Origin of the sequence: Kitasatospora sp. NPDC015120, from assembly GCF_043080305.1 — a bacterium.
Taxonomy (GTDB): Bacteria; Actinomycetota; Actinomycetes; order Streptomycetales; family Streptomycetaceae; genus Kitasatospora.
The window spans coordinates 551530-572898 of the sequence record NZ_JBIBVJ010000003.1 but is presented as its reverse complement, the minus strand read 5'-3'; the positions used below and the strand labels follow the sequence as shown (position 1 = coordinate 572898).

The 21369-nt window shown below is 76.9% G+C and carries 17 protein-coding genes; 4 read left to right on the top strand and 13 right to left on the bottom strand.

Annotation, left to right across the window (positions count from 1 at the left end; translation table 11 throughout):
• Window positions 1-172 precede the first annotated feature (172 nt).
• On the bottom strand, window positions 173-1660 hold the full coding sequence (locus ACF1AK_RS11310; RefSeq protein ID WP_391498520.1) for an MFS transporter: 1488 nt from the start codon (window positions 1658-1660) through the stop codon (window positions 173-175).
• 301 nt (window positions 1661-1961) lie between these two features.
• On the opposite strand from ACF1AK_RS11310, the gene ACF1AK_RS11305 reads away from it, so the two are divergent.
• Window positions 1962-3275: a serine hydrolase domain-containing protein gene (locus ACF1AK_RS11305; RefSeq protein WP_391498519.1), complete on the top strand. Its 1314-nt coding sequence runs from the start codon at window positions 1962-1964 to the stop codon at window positions 3273-3275.
• 449 nt (window positions 3276-3724) lie between these two features.
• Here the strand turns inward: ACF1AK_RS11305 and ACF1AK_RS11300 are convergent, their stop codons facing one another.
• Genes ACF1AK_RS11300 through ACF1AK_RS11290 form a run of 3 tightly spaced genes read right to left on the bottom strand, consistent with a single transcriptional unit; the run spans window position 3725 to window position 5707 of the window.
• Window positions 3725-4000 (bottom strand): hypothetical protein, encoded by a 276-nt coding sequence (locus ACF1AK_RS11300; protein ID WP_391498518.1) that lies wholly within the window; start codon window positions 3998-4000, stop codon window positions 3725-3727.
• Window positions 3997-5175 carry an MFS transporter gene (locus tag ACF1AK_RS11295; RefSeq protein WP_391498517.1) on the bottom strand — a complete coding sequence of 393 codons (1179 nt, stop codon included), beginning with the start codon at window positions 5173-5175 and terminating at the stop codon, window positions 3997-3999. Before ACF1AK_RS11295 ends, ACF1AK_RS11300 begins: the two co-directional genes overlap by 4 nt.
• 58 nt (window positions 5176-5233) lie before the next feature.
• On the bottom strand, window positions 5234-5707 hold the full coding sequence (locus tag ACF1AK_RS11290; RefSeq protein WP_391498624.1) for an RrF2 family transcriptional regulator: 474 nt from the start codon (window positions 5705-5707) through the stop codon (window positions 5234-5236).
• Between the two features lie 98 nt (window positions 5708-5805).
• On the opposite strand from ACF1AK_RS11290, the gene ACF1AK_RS11285 reads away from it, so the two are divergent.
• Together ACF1AK_RS11285 and ACF1AK_RS11280 are read left to right on the top strand one after the other, a co-directional pair.
• Window positions 5806-6381: a TetR/AcrR family transcriptional regulator gene (locus ACF1AK_RS11285; protein ID WP_391498516.1), complete on the top strand. Its 576-nt coding sequence runs from the start codon at window positions 5806-5808 to the stop codon at window positions 6379-6381.
• An 80-nt stretch (window positions 6382-6461) separates the two neighbouring features.
• Window positions 6462-7250 (top strand): oxidoreductase, encoded by a 789-nt coding sequence (locus tag ACF1AK_RS11280; RefSeq protein WP_391498514.1) that lies wholly within the window; start codon window positions 6462-6464, stop codon window positions 7248-7250.
• Window positions 7251-7281: 31 nt separating this feature from the next.
• Here ACF1AK_RS11280 and ACF1AK_RS11275 read toward each other — a convergent pair whose 3' ends face one another.
• The 7 genes from ACF1AK_RS11275 to ACF1AK_RS11245 form a co-directional block, all read right to left on the bottom strand.
• A complete protein-coding gene (locus ACF1AK_RS11275; RefSeq protein WP_391498512.1) occupies window positions 7282-7821 on the bottom strand; it encodes a hypothetical protein in 540 nt (179 codons plus the stop codon).
• 113 nt (window positions 7822-7934) lie between these two features.
• Window positions 7935-10847: a bpX6 domain-containing protein gene (locus ACF1AK_RS11270; protein WP_391498511.1), complete on the bottom strand. Its 2913-nt coding sequence runs from the start codon at window positions 10845-10847 to the stop codon at window positions 7935-7937.
• On the bottom strand, window positions 10844-12532 hold the full coding sequence (locus tag ACF1AK_RS11265) for a hypothetical protein (RefSeq protein ID WP_391498510.1): 1689 nt from the start codon (window positions 12530-12532) through the stop codon (window positions 10844-10846). Before ACF1AK_RS11265 ends, ACF1AK_RS11270 begins: the two co-directional genes overlap by 4 nt.
• Window positions 12529-12951, bottom strand: coding sequence for a hypothetical protein (locus ACF1AK_RS11260; RefSeq protein WP_391498509.1), 423 nt, complete (start codon window positions 12949-12951; stop codon window positions 12529-12531). The genes ACF1AK_RS11265 and ACF1AK_RS11260 overlap by 4 nt, the downstream gene beginning before the upstream one ends.
• Window positions 12948-14117, bottom strand: a complete 1170-nt coding sequence (locus ACF1AK_RS11255) for an AAA family ATPase (RefSeq protein ID WP_391498508.1) — start codon at window positions 14115-14117, stop codon at window positions 12948-12950. Before ACF1AK_RS11255 ends, ACF1AK_RS11260 begins: the two co-directional genes overlap by 4 nt.
• A gap of 198 nt (window positions 14118-14315) precedes the next feature.
• Window positions 14316-15953 carry an MFS transporter gene (locus tag ACF1AK_RS11250; RefSeq protein ID WP_391498507.1) on the bottom strand — a complete coding sequence of 546 codons (1638 nt, stop codon included), beginning with the start codon at window positions 15951-15953 and terminating at the stop codon, window positions 14316-14318.
• A 235-nt stretch (window positions 15954-16188) separates the two neighbouring features.
• Window positions 16189-17859, bottom strand: a complete 1671-nt coding sequence (locus tag ACF1AK_RS11245) for a PP2C family protein-serine/threonine phosphatase (protein WP_391498506.1) — start codon at window positions 17857-17859, stop codon at window positions 16189-16191.
• 452 nt (window positions 17860-18311) lie between these two features.
• Between ACF1AK_RS11245 and ACF1AK_RS11240 the strand changes: the two genes are divergently transcribed.
• Entirely contained in the window at window positions 18312-18977 is a 666-nt protein-coding gene (locus ACF1AK_RS11240) for a transcriptional regulator (RefSeq protein WP_391498505.1), read from the top strand.
• Between the two features lie 23 nt (window positions 18978-19000).
• On the opposite strand, the gene ACF1AK_RS11235 is transcribed toward ACF1AK_RS11240, so the two are convergent.
• Window positions 19001-19609: a hypothetical protein gene (locus ACF1AK_RS11235; RefSeq protein ID WP_391498504.1), complete on the bottom strand. Its 609-nt coding sequence runs from the start codon at window positions 19607-19609 to the stop codon at window positions 19001-19003.
• Window positions 19610-19832: 223 nt separating this feature from the next.
• Window positions 19833-21050, bottom strand: a complete 1218-nt coding sequence (locus tag ACF1AK_RS11230) for an ROK family transcriptional regulator (protein ID WP_391498503.1) — start codon at window positions 21048-21050, stop codon at window positions 19833-19835.
• Window positions 21051-21369: the final 319 nt, after the last annotated feature.

The following is a 21369-nucleotide window of genomic DNA, read 5'->3' as shown; positions in this document are numbered from 1 at the left end:
TTGGTAGCACCGATCGCCGGCCACCTGCCGGAGCCGAGCGGCGCATTCATCCGAATGCGTGGCGGACCGCGCCCGAGCTGACCCCGACGGTCCGTCAAGTTGTGCCCGTCGAAGCGGATTTGGCCGGAGGCGCCGCCCCAGACGGGGCGACCGGTGGGCGCGGGGCGCGACGTCAGTCCCCCGCGGACGGCGCGCGGCCGCCGGTGGCCACGGTCTCCGGCCCGTCCTCGGCAGCGGCCGCCCAGGCCGTGTCCGGAGCGGCGGCGCGCCCCGGTCGCAGGGTCAGCGCGAGCAGCAGGCCCAGCAGCATCCCCGCCGCGGTGAGCAGGACCACCAGGAACCCTCCGTCCGCCGTGGCGCGGGCCAGTTCCCCGGCGCCCGACCCGTCGGTGCCCGCGTCGGCGACGGCGGTGAACAGCGCGAGGCCGATCGCGTTGCCGAGGTTCATGGTGGTCGACGCGGCGCCGCCGGCGATGCCCTGCTCATGGGCGGCGGTACCGGCGGCCGCCGCGATCCACATGGCCGTCCAGACCACGCCCTGGGCGACCCCGGAGACCACCAGCCCGGGCAGCAGCGCCAGGTAGCCGGCGTCGGCGTCGAACCCCGCGGCCAGCACCGCGGTCCCGGCCGCGCCGACCGCGAAGCCGCCGAGCAGGGTGGGCCGCAGCCCGGCCCGGGTGGTCAGCCGCTCACCGAGCTGGGTACCGGCGGCGATGGCCAGCGAGGGGGCCAGGAAGGCGAGCCCGGTCCGCAGCGCGCTGTAGCCGTGCACGCTCTGCAGGAGGACGGTGAGGAAGTACGGCAGGACGCCGAAGGTGGCCATGTAGAGGAAGGTGATCGCCGCACCGGCGCTCAGGCTGCGGTTGCGGAACAGCCGGAACGGCATCAGCGGGTCGGCGCTGCGGGTCTCGATGACGCCGAAGGCGGCGAGCAGGACGAGCGAGGCCGCCAGGGCGCCGAGGATCCACGGATCGGCCCAGCCGCGCTCGGGGCCCTCGACCAGGGCGAAGACCAGCAGGGTGGCGCCCGCCGTCACGGTCAGCGCCCCCGGCAGGTCGAAGCGGCGGCGCCCGCCGCGCGCCGGGTCGGGCGGGATCACGAACACCGCCGCGAGCGCGATGGCCCCGGCGAGCGGCACGTTGACGAAGAACACGGCCGGCCAGCCGAAGCCCTCCGTGAGCACCCCGCCGAGCAGGGCGCCCAGGGTCAGCCCGCTGGCCCCCGCCCCGCCCCACACCGCGAGCGCGCGGTTGCGCCGCGGCCCCTCCTCGAACAGCGTGTTGACCAGCGCGAGGATCGACGGGAGCAGCAGCGCCCCGCCGACCCCCTGGACGACCCGGGCGGCCACGATCGCCTCGGGCGACCGGGCCAGCCCCCCGGCCAGCGAGGACAGCGCGTAGAGCACCAGCGCGCCGATGAACACCCGGCGCCGCCCGAGCAGATCGCAGGCGCGGCCGCCGAGCAGCAGGAAGCCCCCGGCGAAGACGACGTAGGCGCTGACCACGAGTTGCTGGGTCTGGCCCGGGAAGCCGAGGTCGGTGCCGATCTCGGGCAGGGCGACGAAGACGATGTTGAGGTCCAGGGCGAACACGGTCTGCCCCAGGGCCAGCAGGAACAGCGTCCAGCCCGGGCGGGCGGGACTGAGCGGTGTCACGGGCATGCGGAGGTACTCCTCGATCTCGGTGAGGCCGCGGCGAGGCCGCAGTGGGGCTGCAGTGGGGCTGCAACCTGACGGTACGTATATTCACGTACGATCGAACGGTCAGGCAACACCGGTCCGCCCCGCGGGGCACTGCCGGACGGAAAAGGCCAAGTCAAGGCCCCTGACGATGATTTGATCCGGCGCCGTCTCCGCCGCCGGTGCACGGTGACGCCCCCCGGAGGAGGACGCGCGGGGCCTGCGGCAGGTGCGATCGTGGTGGCGACGGCCCGGGGCCGCCGGGCGGGAAGGGGCGGGCACCATGACCATCGTTCAGGCTCGGACATCGCACCGGCGCGGCCGGCTGGGGACACGGCTCGCCGCCGTCGCCCTGGCCGGGGCCACCGTCGTCGCACTCGCCCCGGCGGCGGTGGCGGCGGACGGGGCGGCGGACGGCGCCGCCGCGTCGGCGGAGGCGCAGCGCCCGCGTGTCGACGGACAGCAGGAGCTGCGGGACCTCGTGGACCTCGGCGGGATGACCGCCGCGCTCGCGGAGATCCGCATCGCCGGCCGCGCCCCGTGGCGGGGCGCCGCCGGGACCGCCGACCTGGCCACCGGGCAGCCGGCCAGGCCGGACGGCCGGTTCCGGATCGGCAGCGTGACCAAGACCTTCGTGTCGACGGTCGTCCTCCAGCTGGTCGGCGAGGGCCGGCTCCGGCTGGACGACCCCGTCGAGCGCCACCTGCCGGGCGTCGTGCCGAACGGCGGGGCGATCACCGTCCGGCAGTTGCTCAACCACACCAGCGGCCTGTTCAACTACACGGACGACGAGCGCTTCCAGCTCCGCAGCGAGGCGGACCTCCAGGACTTCGTGTACGGGACGTGGCGCTACCGGGACTACCAGCCGCAGCAGTTGGCCGCGGTCTCCGCCGAGCACCCGCCGTACTTCGCGCCCGGGCAGGGCTGGCACTACTCCAACACCAACTACGTCCTCGCCGGAATGATCATCCGGAAGGTCACCGGGCACCCCTGGCAGCGCGAGGTCGAGCGCCGGATCGTCCGGCCCCTGCACCTGGACGACACGCTGTTCCCGGGCTCCGGGACCGGGTTCGGCGGCCCCCACGCCCACGCGTACGTCGACATGCCGGCAGGGCCCGCCGACGTCACCCGGCTCAACCCCAGCCTCGTGGACGCGGCCGGCAACGGCATCTCCACCACGACCGACCTCGACCGCTTCCACGCCGCCCTGTTCGGCGGCAGGCTGCTGCGCCCGGCCGAGATGGCCGCCCTGACGGACACCGTGCCGACCACGATCGGGGGCGGCCGGTACGGACTCGGCGTGCTCCAGATCGACCTGGGCCCGGGCTGCGAGCCGGCCTGGGGCCACGACGGCAGCCTCCCCGGCTGGAGCACCCTGCTGCTCGGCAGCCGCGACGGGCGCCGGCAGTTCGCCCTGTCGCACAACCCGTTCCTCGGCAAGGACACCTCGGCGAGCGGTCAGCCGATCGGCTCACTGATCGTCAAGACCCTCTGCGACCCGCCGGCCGGCGCGACCGCCCGCACGGCGCCGCCCGTCCTCCCCCTCCCGCTCACCGGCCCCGACCTCGCCGCCGGGCGCACGGCGGGCATCGGCTGACGCCGGCCCGGCGAGGCCGGCCCGACCCGCTCGAAGCGGCCCGAGATCCCCGTCTCGGCTCGCGGCCGGCGGGTCGGGCCGGTAGCCCTCGCAGTCGTTCCACCCCGCCGATCGGGCGAGTTGCTCCCACGACGGCCAGGTCCGGCCGGTCGCCCGGCGGACGAGTTCGCCCTGCATCGTGAACGGCGGTGCCTTCCGGGGGTTTTCGAGCGCCCGGCCGACGACGGCGTCGTGCAGGACCGCTGCCGCGTGCAGGCGTGGCAGCGTCCGGTGGACGCGGTCCGCGTACCCGGGCGGGAGCTTCTGCGGCGCACCGCCCGGATCGAAGCCGGCGCCCAGGGCGACGAGGGCGGTCTCCGGGCGCTTCCGCTCGGCGAGCTCGCGGTCCATGGGCAGCGCGATCGCGTCCCACACCGCCTCCGTGCGGTCCGCCGCCACCGCCTCCCCCGTCAGGAAGCGGGCGGCCAGGTCGGCGCCGTCCAGCTCGAACCGCTGGTCGTCGTCGCCCTCCGCGCCGAGCCCGCAGTCGTGCAGGACGCAGCCCGGGAAGAGCAGTTCGTCGTCGTAGTCGCGATCCGCCCGCAGCCGCGCCGCTCGCCGGGAAGGCGCCCGTAGAGGTACGTCCGCACGCTGTGGTGGAAGAGCGCGGCGGGCAGCAGGCCCTGCGCGTAGCTCGGCGTGCGGCGCGCGAGACCGGTGGCGGGGAGCGCCAGGCCGTCCGTCATGAGCTCACGGTCCGTTCTCCCGCCGTCAGCAGCAGGTAGGCGAGGGCGACGAGTGCCAGGCCGGCGGCCGTCGCGTACATCGCGGTCGCCCCGGGCCCGGCTGTCAGGCCGCCGACCACCGTACCCGCTCCGATCCCTGCGTAGACCGCCGAGGAGTTCAGGGCGACCACCAACGGGGCCTCCCCGGGAGCGGCCGCGATCAGGCGGTGTTGCTGCGGCGGTGTCTGGCACCAACTGCCCGCGCCCCAGGCCACCATGAGCAGGCCGGCCAGCACCGGTTCCCGGGTGCCGGTCGCGGCCAGGGCGCCGAGGCCCGCGAGCCCGGCGGCCATCACGGTGCAGCCCGCCGCCAGCACCCTGACGCCGCCGAGGCGGTCGGTGGCGAGGCCGGCGCCGAGGTTCCCCAGGACGGCCCCGGCTCCGTAGAGGCCGAGCGCCCACGACGCGCCCCCGGCCGTCAGGCCGACCGCCGCCAGGGCCGGGACGCTGTACGCGTACACCGTGTACGCCGCCGCCATGCCGAGCACGGTCAGCGGCAGGATCGCCCGTACCGCCGGGCGGCGCAGCACGGCCAGGCGGTCACGCAGCGGGACGGGCGGATTGCCCGGCAGGTACGGCAGCAGCACCGCGACGGCCCCCGCGGCCAGCACCGCCAGCACCGCCACCGCGCCGAGCGCCCAGCGCCAGCCCGTCCACTGCCCGGCCAGGCCGCCGAGCGGTACGCCGAGGGCCGTGGCCACGGTCAGCCCGCCCACCACCACGGCCAGCGCCCGGGCCCGGTGCTCCGGGCGGACCAGGAAGGCGGCGACGGCGCCGGCGTTGGGGGTGAACGCCGCCGCGGCGGCCGCGGCGGCGACGCGGGAGGCGAGCAGCACGGCGAGGTCGGGCGCGAGCGCGGAGGCGAGGTTGGCGGCGCCGAGGCCGAGGAGCGCGCCGACCAGCAGACGGCGGCGCGGCAGCCGGGCGGTCAGGGTGGCGAGCACCGGGGAGAGCAGCGCGTACGCGGCCGCGAAGACGGTGACGGCCTGCCCGGCGGTGGCCGTGGAGACGCCGAGGTCGGCGGCGAGTTCGGGCAGGAAGCCGGCCACCACGAAGGCGTCGGTGCCGACGGCGAAGGTCCCGAGCGCCAGCACCGGCACCGGCACCGAAGCGACCCTTAACGAGACCTTGGACATCCCGATTCCCCTCCCGGAAAAGGCCCGGCCGTCCGGCCGGGCCGCGATCGACGTGCTGTCAGGAGCCGAGGCGCTCGTGGTACCGGCGGATCCGGTCCGGGGCACCGGCCGGGCTGGCGGCGAGCAGGTCGGCGATCGTCTGCGCGGCCAGCTCCCGCCGCCAGGCGAGTTCGGCGCGCCGCATCGCCCCCGCGACGCCGCACGGCTTCGCGAACTCCCCCGCCCGCGCCTCCACGCCCGCGCCCCGCTGCCGGATCTCGGTGCAGCGGAACGCCTCGGTCGCCCCCTCGACGGCCGCGACGACGTCCATCAAGGTGATCCGCTCGGGCGCCCGCCCCAGCCGGTACCCGCCGCGCGCACCCGCCACCGAGGCGAGCACCCCGGCCCGGACCAGCGGCTGGAGCTGCTTCTTCAGGTAGACCGGCGGCAGCTCGAAGATCTCCGCCAGCCGCCCGGCGGGGACCGGCGCCTGCTCGTCGAGCCACGCCAGCGCCAGACAGCAGTGCAGCCCCCACTCGACGCCCTCGCCCATCAGCACAATCGGGATACTACCCGTCCCGGTATTCCCCGTCACCCCGCCGCCCCGGTGAGTAGTTGACCCCGGGGTCAACTACTCACTACGGTTGCCGCATGGGCAGGCCGAGGAGCTTCGAACCGGACGTCGTCGTCGCGCGGGCGATGGAGACGTTCTGGACCAAGGGCTACGCCGACACCTCCCCCGCCGATCTGGCCGAGGCGACCGGAGTGGCCAAGGGCAGCCTCTACCACGCCTTCGGCTCCAAGCGCGAGCTCTTCGCCAGGGCGCTCGACCACTACGGCCGGACGGGCACGGCGGCGGCCGAGGAGTTCCTCTCCCGGCCGGGCACCGCCAAGGAACGCATCCACGCGTACTTCACCCTGCTCGTGGACATCGACCTGGACGGCCCCGCCCGCCGCGGATGCCTGGCGCAGAACACCGTCGAGGAGCTCGGCGGGCGGGACGAGGAGGCCGCCCGCGCGGCGCACCGCATCGAGGAGCGCATGATCGAGCTGCTGGCGGCCCGCATCGAGCGGGGGCAGCGGGAGGGCGACGTCGACCGGGGCGTCGACGCCAGGGCGCAGGCACTGTTCCTCCAGACCACCCTCGCGGGGCTGCGGGTCATGGCCAGGACCTTCGACCGGCCCGCCCTGCATCGGGTCATCGACACGGCCCTGACGGGCCTCTGAGACACGGCGCCCGACGTGGCGCCGCTTTTTGCGCCCTAGTTTTTGACCTGGAATTCAAGAATCATGGCGAAGGAGAGCACATGGACCTCGGAATCGGCGGGAGGACGGCTCTGGTCACCGGAGCGAGTCGCGGCATCGGCCTCGCGATCGCCCGGACCCTGGCCGCGGAGGGAGTCCGGGTGGTGGGTGCGGCCCGGAGCGTCACCCCCGAGCTGGAGCAGGCCGCCGCCGCGACCGTGCGGGTCGACCTGAGCACCCGCGAGGGGGCGCGGTCGGTCGTCCGCCAAGCCCTGGCCGCGGTCGGCGGGATCGACTTCCTCGTCAACAACGTCGGCGCGGGCGATCCCGGACAGCTCTCCCTCGGCGGGTTCCTGGACACCGACGACGACCAGTGGCAGGGGATCTTCGACCTCAACCTGTTCAGCGCGGTGTGGACCACGAAGGCGGCGCTGCCGAGCATCCTGGAACGCGGGGGCGCGATCGTGAACATCTCCTCGATCAACGCCCGGATGCCCACCGGTTCGCCGGTCGGCTACGCGGAGGCCAAGGCCGCGCTCACCCAGTTCGGCAAACGGCTCAGCGAGGAACTGGCGCCGCGCGGGGTCCGGGTGAACACCGTCTCCCCGGGCCCCACGGCCACGCCGCAGTGGACCGACCCGGACCGTCTCGCCGGCAGGGTGGCCGCCGCCTCCGGGGTGAGCCACGCCGAACTGCTGGCGGACCTCCCGGGACGGTTCGCCATCGCCTCGGGGCGTCTGACCGAACCCGGGGAGGTGGCGGACCTGGTCGCCTTCCTGCTGTCCGAACGCGCCGCCAACATCCACGGCGCCGACCACGTCATCGACGGCGGCACCGTCAAGACCGCCTGACGGGGGTCCGGCGGGCCGGGCGGCCCGGCGGTCAGTGGTCGTCGGTGACGGCCAGGGCGTCCGTGATCAGGCGGGTCGCGAACTCCTGGTCGTCGCCGACGATGCGGTTGATGTGCTCGGCGAGGATGACGGCGGTGGCTTCCAGGGGGTTCAGCTCGGCGCGGGTCCAGTCGCCGTACTGGGCCCGCCAGAGGTTGGGGCTGAGGCCGGTGCCGGCGGCGATCAGGAGGCCGGCCATGGTGGGGACGACCTCCGGGCGGAAGGTGTTGGGCATCATGCGCATCGTGGACACCAGGGTCGGCACCACGTGCTCGATGACGTCCTTGTCGTGCCGTTCGCAGACCGTCCGCAGCCAGTCCATGTACATGTAGATGAGCGTGCAGACGCCGTCCAGCAGCTCGTCCGCCTCCTCCGGGCCCATCGAGGCGGCGAACTCCTCGGTCATCCGCTGCTGTTCGGGGTCGACGCCGGTCCTGCCGTCGTAGATGGCCTTGAGCCGGGAGTCCATCACCATGACGGCGGTGCTCACATCGCCGGCGCGGGCGTGGGCGGGGTCACAGGGCGACGACACAGGAGTCCTCCTCGACGGCCGCACCGGGTAGCGGCGCATGTTCGTAGGGTAGTCCTCCCCGGGACCGCGGTCCGCCGGATCCCCCGGGCCGCCGAGGGGTGGGCGCGGGCCCGTCAGCCGGTGGTCACCCGGAGGTTGGCGAGCAGGGCGGAGCCGTCGGCGGAGGTGGCGAGGACGCGGCCGGAGCGGTGCCAGTGGGTGACGGCGCCGGCGTGATGGCGCAGGCCGGTCCGGGGGCCGGCGGCATCGGGGAAGCGCAGGGTGAGTGCGGGGGCGGAGGACTGGCCGGTGCCGGTGTGCACCCGCAGGTCCGCGCCCTCGGGGACGGTGAGCGCCCAGTGGTCGCCGTCGGCGGCGGGGCCGGCCGAAGCCCGGCCGTCGACGCACAGTTCGGTGTCCGGGCGCTCGGAGGTCCAGCACAGGAGGGTGTGGTCGCCCGGCGCCGTCGCGGTGGCGGCGGTGGCGGCGGTCGCGGCGGCGCCGCTCGCGGTGGTGGCGGTGAGCAGGCTTCCGGCGGCGAGGGCGACGGCGGCGAGGGCGACGGCGGCGAGGGGCTCCACCGCGAGGGCGTCGTCCACGCGCAGGCGCCCGCGCAGCTCCCAGCCCGGAAGGTCCCAGCGCCACACCTCGGTGAGCGGGGAGCCGTCGGGCAGCGGCGAGCGGACGACGGCCGCGCAGCCGCCGGGGGTGCGGGTGATGCCGCCCACCAGCCGCTGGTCACCGCCGAGTTCGCGCCACACCACGGTCGGGCGCGGGGTGAGGGTGTCGAGCACGACGAGCTCGCGCCCGTCCGAGGCGATCAGGTGCCGGCCGTCGAAGGACGGCGCCAGCTGCCGGGCCCGCAGAGTGGTCCACGGCCGGACGGTGCGGGTGGCGAGGTCGAGGCGGGCGAAGCCGCGCAGCTCCGGGCCGTGGTCCTCGACCAGCAGGGCGCTGCCGCCGTGGTCGGCGAGCACGAACCGGTCGGCGGGGGTGTCCCAGCGGGCGCGGACCCGGCCGTCGGGGGCGAGCAGCCGGACCCCGGCCTGGCCGCAGGCGACCAGCAGGGATCCCGAGGCGAGCCGGGCGGCGTCCAGTACCGGCAGGGTGCCCGGCCGGTCGGCCGCGGTGTACCGCAGGGCCGCGGCGGGCGGGCGCGGCCGGGGCCGCGGGCGGGCCAGGTCGGCGGCCGTCAGCGGGTCGGCGCGGCGCAGCAGCCGGTCGAAGAGGGCGCGCTCGGCGACGGCGCCCGGACCGCTGCCCAGGGCGCCCCCGAAGCCGCCGTCACGGGCGGCGGCCCGGGCGGCGGCGGTGGCGAGTTCGCGGTCGGTGGCCGCGTCGGCGGCGGGCAGCACGGCGAGCGCGGCCGCGAGGGCGGAGCGGCCCGTGGTGTGCGGGTCGCCGTCGCCGTCGAGGACGGCGCGGGCCAGGGCGCGGGTGGCGTCACCGGCGTCCAGGGCGAGCAGGTACGGCAGCGCCCGGCCGCGGAGCGGGCCGCCGAGGGCGACGGCGTCCCGCAGGTCGGCGGCGATCGTCGGGCGCAGGGCCGCGTCCGGCCAGACCGCCTCGACGGCGCCGAGCCGGTCGCCGGCCGCGCGGCAGTGCTCGGCCCAGGCGGCACGCAGGGCGCGGGCGGCCTGCGGGTCGGTGGCGTCCAGGCGCTCGACGGCCCGGGCGAAGACACCCCGGCGGTGGGCGGTGCGGACGGCGCGCTCGTGCTCGCCGGCCCGCCACCAGAGGCGGACCACCTGGTCGGCGGGAAGGTTGCGGCCCTCGGCGAGTTCGGCGGCCTGGGCGGGCCGGCCGTGCCGGTCGAGCAGGGCGACGGCCTCGGCGGGCGCGTCCAGCAGGTCGGCGAGGACGAAGGCGGCCTCGTCGGTCCGCCCCTGCTGTTCCAGCCGCTCGGCGGCGTGCCGGTAGAGCGCGCTGAGGTGCTGGTAGGCCGTGGGGCCGCTGAGCGGGCTGACCGAGGCCGCCGGGCCCTCGCCCGGGGTGGGGCGCAGTGCGCCGGTGAAGCGCTTGGGCAGGGAGAGCGAGAGCCAGACCCGCGTCGTCCCGCCGCCCCGGTGCGCGGAGGCGAGCGGCAGGGCGTCGCGCAGGGCGTCGTCCCAGCGGTGCTGTTCGAAGGCGCGGGTGAGGTCGCGCAGGTAGCGGGCGTGCCGCCCGTGCAGGAGGCGGGCGGCGGGGGTGCGCAGGGTGAGCCGGGCCAGCAGGTGGCCGAGCCGGCGCGGAGCGGTCCGGCGCGGGGCGGCGGCGCGGGTGCCCTCGGCGGAAGTGCCATCGGCGGAGGTGCCGTCGGTCGAGGTGCCGGTGCCCCCGCCCCTGGCCGCGCTCCGGCCGAAGAGCAGCGCGTAGGCGAGGGCCGCGACGGCCGACGCGACCACCACACCGCCCGGGTCGATGCCGTGGCCGTCGAGCAGTCCGAGGCCGTGGAGCACCACCATCGACAGGGGCAGCACGATCACCAGGACGACGATGACCGCCGCGGTGCGCTCGTCGACGGCGGGCTCCGGACCGCGCCGCCGTCGGCGCCGGCGGCGCGCGGTCCCGGCGGGCGGTTTGTCGGAGGTCAGCCGCCGGGCCCGCCCGGAGGCCGGCCGGATGCCGGCCGCCGCCCGCAGGTCCGGCCGGGGCCGCGGCGGCAGCGACTCCTCGACGGGCGCCGCGTCGGGTGCCGGGGCGACGCCGAGCGGGCGCGGGCGGTGCAGGGTGAGGCCGGTCAGCAGCAGCCAGCCGGACGGGTCCACCTCCGGCAGCCGGTCGACGACATGGATCTCCACCACCCCGCCCCGCACGAGCGCGAGGTGGCCGGACGCGGCACCGTCCGAAGCCCCGGGGGCGGCCAGCCCGCCGCGCCCGGTGCCCTCCAGCGGCAGGCCGGGAGCCCGCCCGGCACGCACCCGGACCGGCTCCGGAAGCGTCAACAGCCACCGCCCGTCCGGCAGTTCACGCAGCCGGGCGCCGTCGCACCAGAGGTCCAGGACGCGCTCGGCGGCCTCCGCCGGGCCGGTCAGCGGCACATCCAGGACGAAGCCCGCGGCGTTCACTCGTCACTCCCCAGCACATGGTGGATCCGGCCGGACAGGGCACTGCCGACCACCAGCCGCCCCAGCGAGGTCTCGGCCGCGATCAGCGGCAGGGTGGGGTGCACGGCGGGCGCGGCACCGCCGCCGGAGAACCGGCTGAGGGTGCGGACGCCGTCGGGGCGGATCGCCCGGACCAGCCGGCCGCCGGGCGACCAGGTGATGAGCGCGGGCTCGTGGCCGACGTGGACCAGGCCGAGCACCTCGGCCTTCTCCCGGAACGACAGCCGCCGTTCGTCACCGCGCAAGGTCCGCGCCGTCCACTGCTTGCCGTCCTCCGACCAGGCCGCCGTGCCGTCCGCGTGCAGCAGGTGCCGGGCCCGCGCGGCCTCCGGCGGCAGGGCGCGGCCGAACAGGCGGGGCTCGCGGAACCGGTCGAAGCCGCGGTCGCGTTCCGTGCCGTGCCCGACCGGGCCGTCGTCGGTGACCGTGCCGTCGGGGGCGATCCGCCGCCAGCGTCCGGCGAGCGGGACCAGCAGGTCGTCCCCGGCGCGCAGCAGCGGCAGCACGGGACGGTCCGCCAGCCGCGCCACCAGGCCCTCGTCGAGGCCGAGCCGGGCCGGGTCGAGGGAGAGTTCGGCGGGCCCGGCGAGCGGGCGCCCGATGACGTGGCGCACCACCCGGCCGCGGTGGAGGTGCAGGGTGATCAGCCGCCGGCCGGTGCGCCCGGCGGCGATCACCCGGCCGTTCAGCCGGTACGTCCTGGACTGCACGGCGCCCCCGTGCCGCTGCTCGACGTCGCGCACGTCCACCGAGCGGAGCGTTCCCGCGTCCCGGCCCCGGGCGAGCAGGAACGGCGCCTCGGTGGTGAACGCGGGCAGCCACTGCCCGGACGGTCCGGCCGCCGGCGACGGGCCGGCCGCCGTCGGGCCGGTGCGCCGGAACTCCGCGCCGCGCAGCGTCCGGACGGCGAGGTCGGCGGCGGGCAGCGGCAGTTCGAACTCCGCGCGGTCGAGCCGGACGGTGACGTGGGTGGCGCCCGCCGGGCCCCAGCGGGCCGGCTCGCTCACCAGCACCCGGGGCAGGGCGGGCAGCCGGTCGGCGAGCCGGGGGGAGGTGAGCAGCCAGGCCCGGTCGGCGGCGTCCAGGGTGGCGGCGGCGCGCTCGACGTCCTCGGGGGCCGGTTCGGCGGGGCGGCGGGCCGCGAGCCAGGTGGGCAGCAGGTCGGCGGGCTCGCCGCCGAACCAGTGCACCGGCTCGTCCCCGAGAACACCCACCAGCAGTTCGCCGCCCCGGGCGGCGGCCCGGCGGTGCAGCACGAGCAGCGCGGCCAGCTGGACCAGCCTCCCGGCGCCGGCCTGCGAGGGCCCGGCATCCACCATCGCCACCGTCCGGCCGCGCGCCGTCGCGGTGCGGAACTCCGGTTCGAGATAAAGGAGTTCGCGATCGACGAAGCGACGCAGGAACTCCTCGGGATGCTCCTCGGCGAGCAGCCACTCGGAGGGCAGCAGCCGCTCGGGCCGCCCGGAGCGGCCGAGTCCGCCCAGGCCGTCCGGCTCCCCCGGGCCGTCGGTCACCGGCTCGCGCTCGGCGACCAGCGCGTCGAGACGGCGCAGCAGCGGCCCGAGGGCGGCGGCCAGCTCGGGGGTGAGCGCGGACAGTGCGCCGGCCCAGGGCGCCAGGGGGGCCGGAAGGCGGGTCCCGCTCATCGCCCGGCCTCCCCGGTGCAGGGCGTGAGCGCCTGCGGGTCGGTGGCGGGAGCCGGCGGGGCGGCGACGAGGGCGTGGTCGGGGGTGAGCACGCACAGCTCGCCGGGTTCGGCGCCGAGCGCGGCGCGCCAGAGCGCGGGGGCCGGCTTGGGACGGGCGGTGGTCGGGACCAGCAGCTCGCCGTCGCGGCCGAGGTAGCGAGCGCCGTCCGACCACGGGAGGTCGGGTTCCGCGCCGAGGACCAGCAGCGCGGTGTCGTCGGCGAGCACGCCGAGCCGGGCGCCGTCGGCGAGCCGGGCGCGGGTGGCGACGGCCAGCGCCGGGACGGCCTCGCCGACGGCGAGGACGGCGGCGGCGGGCAGCGGCGGCTCACGGCGTTCCCAGGTGAGCGCCACGGCGGGCGGGGGAAGGTGCGTCACGAGGGCGCGACCGCCGCGACCAGCTCGGCGCGTATGCCGGCGAGCGCGGCGGGCAGGTCGGCGGGGGCGAACCCGGCGTCGATCTCGCGCAGCGCGGCCTCCAGGCGCAGCCGGGAGTCCCGCCCGCCGGGGAGCCCGCGGTGCTGGGCCAGCAGGGCGGCCCCGGTGCGGGCGAGCCGTTCGGCGCGGGCGGCCGTGCTCCGGGAGAGTTCCTCGGCGGCGTGCGCGAGGGATTCGTTGGCGGCCTTCTCGATGAGGTCGGCGAGGGTGTCGCGGGCCAGCGCCTGGGTGTCGGCCGTGGGGGCGACCAGCGGCAGTACCCACAGGTCGCGGGCGGTGGCGACGCCCCGCCCGTCCAGCACGGCGGCGGCCGCGACCAGCCGCTGCGAGCGGACGGCCCGCCGGTCGCCGACGGGCACGCCGGCCGCGCGCAACCGGCGCAGCGCGGTGGCGAGCAGCGGGGTGACGCCGTCGAGGTCGCAGCCGCGGGCGGCGTCGGCGAGGCGGTCGAGCGCGCCGAGCACGTCCCCCGCCGCGCCGGCCGGCGGGGGGGCGGCGGGCCGCCGTCCGGCCTCCAGCAGCTCCTCCAGCCGGGCGTCGGCGACCGGCTCGACGAAGACCCGGGCGAGGAAGCGGTCGGCGAAGGCGGCGAGCGCCGGGTCCTCCGGCAGGTGGTTGGCCGCGCCGACGCAGACCCGCAGCGGGCTGGCGAGGACGGTGCCGCCGCGCCGGAAGACCCGTTCGTTGAGGAGGCCGAGCAGGGTGTTGAGGACGGCCGTGGAGCCGAGGAAGACCTCGTCGAGGAAGGCGATCTCGGCCTCGGGCAGCATTCCCGCCGTCTCGAACTCGACCCGGCCCTCGCGCAGGCTGCGCAGGTCGACGGGCCCGAACAGCTCGTTGGGTTCGGTGAAGCGGCCGAGCAGGTACTCGAAGTACCGGCCGCCGAACTGACCGGCCACCCGCCGCACGGCCTGCGACTTGGCGGTGCCGGGCGGGCCGACGACCAGCAGGTGCTCCCCGGCGACCGCGCAGAGCGCGACCACCTCGGCCACCGTCTCGCGGTCGACCATGCCGCGCCCGGCGGCGTCCACGGCGGCGGCGATCAGCTCGGCGTCCCGGCGGAGCGCGGCGGTACGGGCATCGGTCGGGGTGCTGGTGTCGGTCACGAGCACCGGAGTCTACGGGGGCCGGATCCACCGTCACCAGCGGGTTTCGGCGGGGCATTCTCCCCCTGCCGCGCTTGGACGGACCGGATCGGCGAGCAGCACGGGACCGGTGGACGTGAACGGGCACCGGCGAGCGGCCGTACCGTCACGACGAACCCCCGGACAGCGCTTCGGCGCCGGCCCGACGGTGTCGCGGTCCTAAGCGCCCGTCACCGGCGGCAGGGGGCCCGCCGAGACGTCGAAGGCGTGCGTCACCTCCGGCCCGGTGCCCGGGCGCAGCAGGGAGCGGGCCTCCTCCTCGTCGCGGCGGTCGGCGGCGGTGAGCCGGCCGTCGTGCTGGGCCAGGTGCTCCGCCCAGGAGGAGACCAGATAGGTCTCCACGAACCGCTCGGGCTCGCGGCCGTCCTGGTAGAGGCCCCAGCTGAGGGCGCCGGTGCGGCGGCGCGAGGCGGCGACCCGGCGCATCCGCCCGGTGAAGGCGGCCCGCTGCTCCGGCTCCACCCGGTACTCGACGGTGACCAGCACCGGTCCGTCCGCGTGGGCCGGTTCGACCACCAGTGGCGGTCGCGGCCAGTGGCCGGAGGGCGTCGGGTCGACCCCGTCGCCGTCGTACAGCGGCAGCCGGCGGGCACCCGCCGCCCCCGCCAGCAGCACCGCGCCGGCGGTCAGCAGCGCGACGCCCGGCCCGTGACGCTCGGCCAGCACGCCCCACAGCGGGGCCGCCAGGGCCTGGCCGCCCTGGAAGACCAGCAGTTGGACGGCCAGGCCGCGGGCCCGCACCCAGCCGGGCAGCCGGGTCTGGACCGCCGCGTTGAGGGTGGACAGCACCCCGATCCAGGCCACGCCGGCGGGCAGCAGGGCGAAGCCGACCAGCCAGGGCAGCCGGACGGTCGCCAGCACCGCCAGCACCCCCGCGAGGGCGATCGTCCCCGCGACCAGGGTGCCGTTGGCCCCGAGCCGGCGCCGCAGCAGCGGCAGCGCGAACGCCCCGCCCACCGCGCCGACGCCGACCGCCCCGAGCAGCAGTCCGTAGCCGCCCGGGCCGAGGCCCAGCGAGCGGCGCGCGACCAGCGGCAGCAGCGCCCAGAGCGCGCCCGCGCCGGGCACGAACAGCGCGGTGCGCAGCAGCACCCGCCGCACCCCCGGCGCGTACCGGATGTAGCGGCGGCCCGCGTGCACGGCCGCCAGCAGGCCTTCGGCCCCGCCCGCCGGTCCGTCCTGCGGCGCCGTCCGGTGCCAGCGCAGCAGCACCACCAGGACGCCGAGGTAGGAGGCGGCGTTGAAGGCGAACACCCAGCCCGCGCCGGCCGCCGCGACCACCGCGCCGCCGACCGCCGGCCCGACCGCCCGCGCCAGGTTCATGTTGACCGCCCCGAGCGCCGCCGCCTGCCCCAGCTGCCGGCGCTCCACCAGCTCCGGCTGGACGGCCTGCCAGGCCGGGCCCATCACGGCGGTGCCGCAGCCGAGCAGGAAGGTGAGGCCGAGCAGCGGGCCGGGGGTCAGCGCACCGGCGAAGGCCAGCACCGCGAGGACGGTGGCGACGACGAGCATCACGAGCTGCGCGGCGACCAGCACCGAGCGCCGGTCGCGGCGGTCGGCCAGCACACCGGCGGGCAGCGCCAGCAGGACGACCGGCAGGCTCGCGGCGGTCTGCACCAGGGCCAGCAGGGCGGCGTCGTGGCCGACCAGCAGCCACTGGGCGCCGACGGTCTGCATCCAGCTGCCGACGTTGGAGACGAGTTGGGCGATCCACAGGGCGCGGAAGACGCGGCCCGCGAGCGGGGCCCACGCCGAGTCGTCCGCCGGGCGCCGGGCGGGGGGTGTCATGGTGCTCATACCGGTCCGTTGCGGGTGGGGGTCGAGGGTTCGGACTCGGACCCTAGGCCGGGCCGGGCGGGCGGACGTGCCCGTGGGCGCACGGGTGGTGCCCCGCGAGTGCACGGTCGGGCGCGCACGGCGCACGGCGGGCAGCGGGCGGCGGACGGCGCACGCCGCTGTTCGAGCGCACCCCCCACCGGGTCGCGCCGACGGCGGCGGGCGCGGCGATCCTCCCGGCGGGCGGCCCCCGGGATCAGCGGCCGGGGTGGCGGGGCACGCGCAGGGCCAGGAGAGCGACGTCGTCGTCGTTGTCCTGGGGCCGGACGCGTTCGAGGAGGCGGTCGCTCAGGGCTTCGAGGTCGTGGTGGGCGAGGGCCGCCGCGTGGCGGCGGAGCCGGGCGAGGCCCTCGTCGATCCCCAGGGCCCGGGATTCGATGAGGCCGTCGGTGTAGAGCAGGAGGGTGGAGCCGGGCGGCAGCACGACCGAGGCATCACCGCGGGCCGCGGTGGCGCCGGTGCCGAGCAGCAGGCTGTGCGGCGCCTCGATGTAGTCGGCGCGGCCGTCGTGGGTGACCAGCAGCGGCGGCGGATGCCCCGCGTTGGTCCAGGTCCACGTCCAGCCGGCTCCGGGGCCCGGGACGAGACGGCCCAGCACCAGCGTGGCCATCAGCAGGTCGGTGACGCGGCCCACGGCGTGGTCGAGCCGGTCGACGACGCCGCTGGGCGGGCTGTCGTGGGACCAGGCGAGCGCCCGGAGCATGTTGCGCAGCTGGGCCATGCCGGCGGCGGCCTCCAGGTCGTGGCCGACGACGTCGCCGATGACCAGGGCGGTGGCGCCGTCGGGGAGGGCGAAGGCGTCGTACCAGTCGCCGCCGACCTGGGAGGCGTCCGGTGCGGACAGGTACGCGGCGTGCAGTCGCACGCCGGGGAGGTCGGGCAGGTGCGGCAGCAGGTGGCGCTGCATCGTCTCGGACACCCGCCGTTGACGCTGGTAGAGACGGGAGTTGGAGAGCGCCAGTCCGGCGCGGCGGGTGATGTCCTCCAGCAGCGAGAGGTCACGGGTGGCGAAGGGCACCGGATTGCCGCCGCGCCCCAGCGTCAGCGCCCCCAGGACCTCCCGGGCCCCGCGGACCGGGGCGATCGCGGCCGAGTGCATGCCGGTGGCGGCGAACAGTTCGCGCTGGACGACGGCGATGCCGGAGTCCGGCTCGTCCCGGTACACCTCCGGCCCCGCCAGGGAGGCCGCGGTGCCGCGCAGGGCGCGCGACAACGGCAGCCGGGACTGCGCGGTGACGGCGGGAATCGGTCCCTCCAGCTCCGGGTGCCGCACCGCACGGCCGTCCCGGTGCTCGACGACCCGGGTCCGCCAGGTGTCGCCGATCTCGTCGACGAGGTCGACCACCATCCAGTCGGCCAGGCGCGGCAGCACCAGGGCGGCCAGCCGGTCGACGATGTCCTCCTCGTTCAGGGTCGACGTCAGCGAGGCGGTGGTCTCCGCCAGCAGCGCGAGTCGTTCGAGCTCCGGCATCGCCCCCGGAGTGCGGACCTCCGGCACCACCTCGCCGGGGTGGAACAGCACCAGGGTCGCCGTGCCGTCGGCCAGGGAGTAAGGGGTGGCGGTCCAGCACACCGGCAGCAGCAGGCCGTCGCCGCGCAGGAAGCACAGGCCCGCGCCGCTGCACGCGGTGCGGGACACGACGGCGTCCATCAGCGGACACTGCGCCCGGGGGACGGTGCTCCCGTCCGCGCCGCGGTGCAACGCCTCGTGGTGGTCACGCCCCACCAGTTCGCCGAGACCCAGGCCCAGCAGCCGGAGGCCGTGATCGTTGACCGCGACGATCCGCCCGGTCCCGTCGATCACGTAGGCACCGAGATCGCCGACGTCGGGAAGCGCGTTCGACGGCGCCGCCGCCTGCCCTCGCATGGTGAACCCCTCGCACATCGGACGCAGAGATCGGTACGGTCGGACCAGTAGATCATGTGTCCGTGAACGCGGGGCCACGGACCACCCGCGCGGGACCCGCCGGACGGAGGAGGCCGACGCGCCCACGCCGGGGACACCGGTCCCGGCCGCACCGGAGACCCGGCCGGGGCGGTCACCGGCCGCTCCACCCGAACGGGCGGATCCGGGAAGCCCCCGTGCGGATCCTGCGGAGCCTGCGGAGCCTGCGGATTCCGGGCGCTACGGGTGACGGCGCACCGATCACCCGGTGTGTCCCGCCGTCCCGTGCCGGGCCGCGCCCGGTCGCCCACCGCCGGGCCGCGCGGGCGCCGACGTGCCTCCGCTCCCCCGCCCGGCTAGCGTGATGGCGGTGACCCACGGGCCGCAGGACGGCGCGGCCCGGCGGGTGATGCCGAGCGAGGCGGAGGGCTTCCATGCCGATCGACCAGCCGGAGCCTGCGGCCGGGCAGCAGCTCCGCGGCCTGCGCACCGAGTTGACCCCGCCCGGCGAGGAGCAGCCCGCCGTGGTGGCGCAGTTCGCGGCGGGCCGGGGGCGGCTCGCGGTGCTCGCCGAGCTGGCGGCGCAGCAGCGGCGGGTCATCACCTCCGACCGGCGCAGCCTGCTGCTGCTCGCCACCCGGTGCGCGGACGAGCCGCTCGGCGCGTGGTTCGCCCGGCTGGCGGACGGCGAGAGCGCCGCGCTGCGCACGCTGCCCGCGTTGGCGGCGGCCTGCGGACCGGCGGCCGCGGGGGCGCCGCTGCCGGGGTGCCAGGCCTACCCGGCGTATCTGGCGTGGCTGGCGCTGAACGGGCGGCCGCCCGCCGTGGCGGCGGCGCTGGTGGCCAACTTCGCGGCCTGGGGCGGGTACTGCGCCGCCCTGGCCGGGGCGCTGCGCCGGTTCCACGGGTTCGGGGACGAGGCGTGCGCGTTCTTCGACTTCTTCGCGCAGCCCGCGACCGCACTGGAGCGGGCGGCGGCCGAGGCGCTCGGACCGGCGGGGTTGACCGCCGGTCCGGACCTCGACGCCGCCCGTGAGTACGGCCGGCTGCTACAGGCGTACGAGCGGCTGTTCTGGAGCACGCTCGCCGAACTGCCCTGAGCCGCCCGGGACGCGGACCGGGCTCACGCCTGCCAGTGCGGCTTGCCGCTGACCATCCGGCAGGTGATCACCCGGCCGCTCGCCTCGTGGGTGCTCCTGCCGAGGTCGTCGTTGCGGCAGAACTGGCCGGCCTTGTAGCAGTTGCCGGCGTTGGACTTGATCTCGCAGTCGCCGGTGGCCGCCGCGGCCTTGGTCTCGGCGGGCGCCGGGTCGGGGTCGGCCGGCGGCTGGGCGGTCGTGACCTTGGGCTGCGGCTCGGCCCTGGTGGGCGTCGGCTGCGGCTTGGGGGTGGCGGCGGCCGGGGCGGTGGTCTTGGCCGGCTGCGCCTTCGGGGGCGCCGCGGGGGCGGTCGGCGCGGGCACGGCGGGCGGCTCCGGCGCCGGCGGCTGCGTCTCGACCGGCGGAGCGACCGGCGGAGCGACCGGTGCGGGCGTCAGTTCCGGCGCGGGAGTCGCCGGTGCGGGCGGCGCCGCCGGGGTGGTGACCGCGGCCGTGACCGCCGGGGTGGTGGCCGCGACGGTGGCGGTGTCACCGGTCGTGGGGTCACAACCGGTCAGCGCGAGGCCGACCGTGAAGACGAGTCCGGCGACGGCGGCCAGGCCGCGACGACCGCCGCGCATCCGTGAAGGCATGGACGTGAACGCTCCGTTCCGTTTGGGTGAGGTTCGCGAGTCAACCAGGCCGGCCACACGATCTGTCCATAGTTCAAACACTTGTAAGCAGATCGAGACCTGTCGATCACAGAGCGTCGATCAGCGGACTGGTTCGATCACCTGCCGCCAATTCCGGTCATGACTTCACCGGGTACGCCCGGCCCGTCCAGGCCCTGCGCCGCCCGCGCGGTCCGCCCGTCGTTCAGCCCACCAGTGCCGAGCGGCGTTCGAACACCTCGGGGCGGGCCCGGTCGAGGGCGGTGGCGACGGCGCCCAGGAGGACGGCCTCCTCGCCGAGGCGGCTCGGGGCGAGGGTGGGGCGCATCGGGCTGAGGTGCTGCAGCGTCCGGCCGAGGGGGTCGAGCAGCAGGTCGGCGCTGCCGCCGATGCCGCCGCCCAGGACGATCAGGTCCGGGTCCAGGACGGCCGACAGCACGGCCACCGCGTAGGCGAGTTGACCGGCCGCACGCTGCACCGCGGCGGCGGCCAGCGGGTCGCCGGAGCGCGCCGCGTCGAAGACCTCCTTGGCCGTCAGCGGGCCGGTCATCCCGAGGTCGAGGGCGGTGCGGACGACGGCGTCCGCCGCCGCGGCCTGCTCGACGGTGCCGCCGGGCGTCCCGTCGGGGGACGGCGGGAGCGGGACCAGGCCCACTTCGCCCAGGGCGCCGTGCGCGCCGACCAGCGGCTCGCCGTCCTTGACCACGCCCACGCCGAGGCCGGTGCCGACGAGCACGTAGGCGAACATCCGGCTGCCGCTCCCCCGGCCCGCGCCGAGCGTGTACTCGCCGAGCGCGGCGAGGTTGGCGTCGTTGCCGACGGTGATCGTGGTCGCCAGCCCGTCCGCTATCCGGTCGAAGAGCCCGGGTCTGCCCCAGCCCGGCAGACTGGTGGCGTACCGCACGCCGCGCCGCTGCTCGTCCCAGACGCCGGGCGTGCCGATCACCGCATGCACGATGTCCGCCGCCGTCACGCCGGCCTCGTCGGTCGCCTCGCGGGCGGCGGCCACCACCGCGTCGGCGACGGCGTCCGCCGTCCGCCCCTCGTTGGGGATGTCGCGGCGGGCCACGACGTCCCCGGCGAGGTCGGCGACGGCGACCCGCAGCCGGGCCCGGCCGATGTCGACGCCGAGGACGTGCCCGGCGAGCGGGTCGGGCTCGTACAGAACGGCGGCACGCCCGCGCTCGGGGACGAACCGCCCGGCCTCGCGGGCCAGCCCGGCGTGTTCGAGGGCGGCCAGGGCGGCGGAGACGGTGGGCTTGGACAGGCCGGTGTCCCGGGCGAGTTGGGCGCGCGAGGACGGTCCGCCGAGGCGCAGCCGTTCGAGCAGCAGCCACTCGTTGTTGCTGCGCAGCCGCTGCCGGTTCCACGGCTGCGCCGGTGCGGGCCCCGGCGGAACGGCGGTCGGCAGGTTGCGGCTCATCGGGTCCTCCGGTCTGGGGCGCAGTGCCGGCGCGCCGGTCCGGCACGCCGCGCTGGGGCACGGGTCTGGGGCACGGGTCCCGGGGCGCGCCCGGGCCCGGGGCACCAGCCAGTATGACCGGTCGTCACGCCGCTCACCGGGGGGTTTCCGCGCACGGGGCCGGTACCGGAGAAGGGGGAGGGAGGCAGGGGCGGAAGGGCGTCACGCTCTCCTTGCCACTCTCAACGTATAGCGCACGGGGGGTCTTGCCGCAAGGCCCCGGTCCTGGCGCACAATCGTCGGCCTCAGCCGGAACCAGCCCACTCGGGAGTTGTGCGTA